Consider the following 2433-nt stretch of genomic DNA (forward strand, 5'->3'; position numbering starts at 1 on the left):
CCTGTTCCGAGGTCCGCACCTACACGGAGGGGCTGACGCTGGAGAGCCTCGACGAAGCGCTCGACGGCGCGCACGTCGCCTTCGACGCCATCGACCCCGCGATGTCCGCCTGGGTCAAGTACCAGCTGCACGCCGGCGCCTCCCGGCGGGGCATCCCCGTCGTCGCCGGAGTGGACTGGGGCGGCAAGCCCGCGGTGTTCGTCTTCGACTACCGGCGCAATCCCGTGCCGTTCCACGGGAAGGCCACCGCCGAAGCGCATCGGGAGAGCCGGTTGTGGGACTCCGTGCGGTGGTTCGGCAGAACCCACTTCCCCACCGACTACCTCCCCGTGCTGTCCGACCGGCTGGAGAACGGCGGGACCTGGCCGCAGATCTCCTACTGCGTCATGGCCATGGGCGCGATCGGCAGCAGGGTCATCGTCGACCTGCTCATGAACCGCCGCGTGCGTCCCGTCGTCACCGTGGACCTGCACGCCGCGGCCATGCCCTGGACGGCCGCGGCGGCGTACCGGGCACGCATGCCGCTGGAACTCGCCCGGACCCTGCGGACCATACGCCGAGTGACCCGGAACGGCAGGCCGTCGCAGCCCGTTGCGAGCGGACCGCAGCAGCGCCCGCTGCCCCAGCGGCTCGCACCCCTGCTGGAGGGCGCCCGGCTCGCCCCCTCGCCGTACAACGCGCAGCCGTGGCACTTCGACATCCTGGACGACCGAACCATCGGCCTGGCGCCGCGGATCGGGCGTTGGCCCGCCGCCGAACCGGACCGGCAGGGCTGGGCCGAAGCCCTCGGCTGCGCCCTGGCCGCCATGTCCCATCTGGCGCACGGGGAATGGGAAGCCGCTGAGTCCGCCGCCACCGAACTCACCCGGACAGCCGACGGGTCCTCGGGCTTCGAGCCGGACGCGCCCGTCGGACGGTTCCACCTCGACCGTCTGCGCAGTGACGTCCTGACCCGCCAGGGCGTGCTGGGCGTACGCGCCACCCACCGCGGCGACATGCTGCGCACCCCGATCGACACCACCACGGCCAAGCTGGTCGAGAAGGTGTGCGTCGACCGGAGGATCACCCTCGACACGGTCACCGGCGCCGCCGCACTCGACCGGATGGCCAGGGCCGAACGCGACGCCGCCGCGGCGATCGACCCCGACCGGGCCGAAGAGATCCGGGCGTGGCTGCGCAGGCGCGCCGGCGTCCCGTCGGGTCGCGACTCCTTCGGCGCCCCGCACGACCTGCTCGCCGCCTCCGGCGTCACCGGGCTCCTCGCCCGGGCCGCGACGGGGGCGCCGGCCGCCGGGCGGGCGGCGGGCCGCACCCTGACGGGCGCCGTCGCGCGGGAACGGGCGCGACGGGTGCGCGAGTGCGGAGCCGTGCTCGTGCTGCGCGGGCCCCGCACGACCGTCGCGGACCGGATCAAGGCCGGGGAGGCGCTGATGCACGTGTGGCTCGCCCTGGTCGAGAACGGATACGCCGCGCAGCCTCTGCGCACGGAGTTCGGCTCGCTGCCGGCCCCCTCGGAGGTCGGCCTCCCCGGTGACGACCGGGTCCTCGCGGTCCTGCGCGTGGGCAGAGCCACCGTGCCACCCGCCGCCGACGCGGTGCGCTGCCCGGTCCAGTCGTCCGTGCGACGGCCGGACTAGAAGACCTTCGGCCGCGGGCCGACTGCTCCACCCGCACCTGTGCCTGACATCCGTATCCGAACCCGCAGTGCGTCACACACCCCGCGAGGTATCGACATGAGCGACCAACTCCTCACCGAACTCGTCGAGTTCGCCCGCCGCAACTCCCCCTACTACCAGGACCTCTACGCGGGTCTGAAGACGGACGGGCCTCTCCGTCTCGAGGATCTCCCCATCATCGACCACACCGGTTTCTGGGAAGCCAACACGCCCCGGGACAACAAGGTCTTGACGTCAAGTCAGGTCGACGGCGTCGTCTTCAAGACCGGCGGCACCACCAGCGATCCCAAGCTGACCGTCTACACCCGGGCCGAGCTGCACGCCATGGCGCGACTGCAGGGAGACGGTTACGGTCAGGCCGGTCTGCGCACCGGCGACCGTGTCGCCAACTTCTTCTACGCCGGGGAGCTGTACGCCAGTTTCCTGTTCAACGTGCTGTGTCTGCAGGAGACTTCGGTCCCCGTCGTCCATCTGCCGATCGCGGGGTCCCCGTCGCCCGCCACCATGGCGGAGATGATGGCGGAGCACGAGGCGACCGTCGCCCTGTCCACGCCGACCACCCTCGGCCAGGTCGCGGCGCACCTCGTCGCCCGCGGCGAACAGCTGCCGTCCGTCCATCTCTTCCTGTTCGGAGGCGAGGCGTTCTACGAGGACCAGCGCCCGCTGATCGCCAGAGCCTTCCCCAACGCGGACGTCCGCTCGCTGGGGTACGCCTCCGTCGACGCGGGCGTCCTGGCCGCGCCCGTCCAGGGCGAGG

Annotated in this window: 2 protein-coding genes; both read left to right on the forward strand. The window is 72.3% G+C overall.

Features of this window, described 5'->3' with window-relative positions; translation table 11 throughout:
- A partial coding sequence (locus tag ABT300_RS43160) for a nitroreductase family protein (protein WP_351688396.1) occupies positions 1 to 1637 on the forward strand: 1637 nt, incomplete at its 5' end.
- A 96-nt stretch (positions 1638 to 1733) separates the two neighbouring features.
- A partial coding sequence (locus ABT300_RS43165) for an AMP-binding protein (protein ID WP_351688399.1) occupies positions 1734 to 2433 on the forward strand: 700 nt, incomplete at its 3' end.

Origin of the sequence: Streptomyces sp. NPDC001027 (assembly GCF_040299045.1) — a bacterium.
GTDB lineage: Bacteria > Actinomycetota > Actinomycetes > Streptomycetales > Streptomycetaceae > Streptomyces.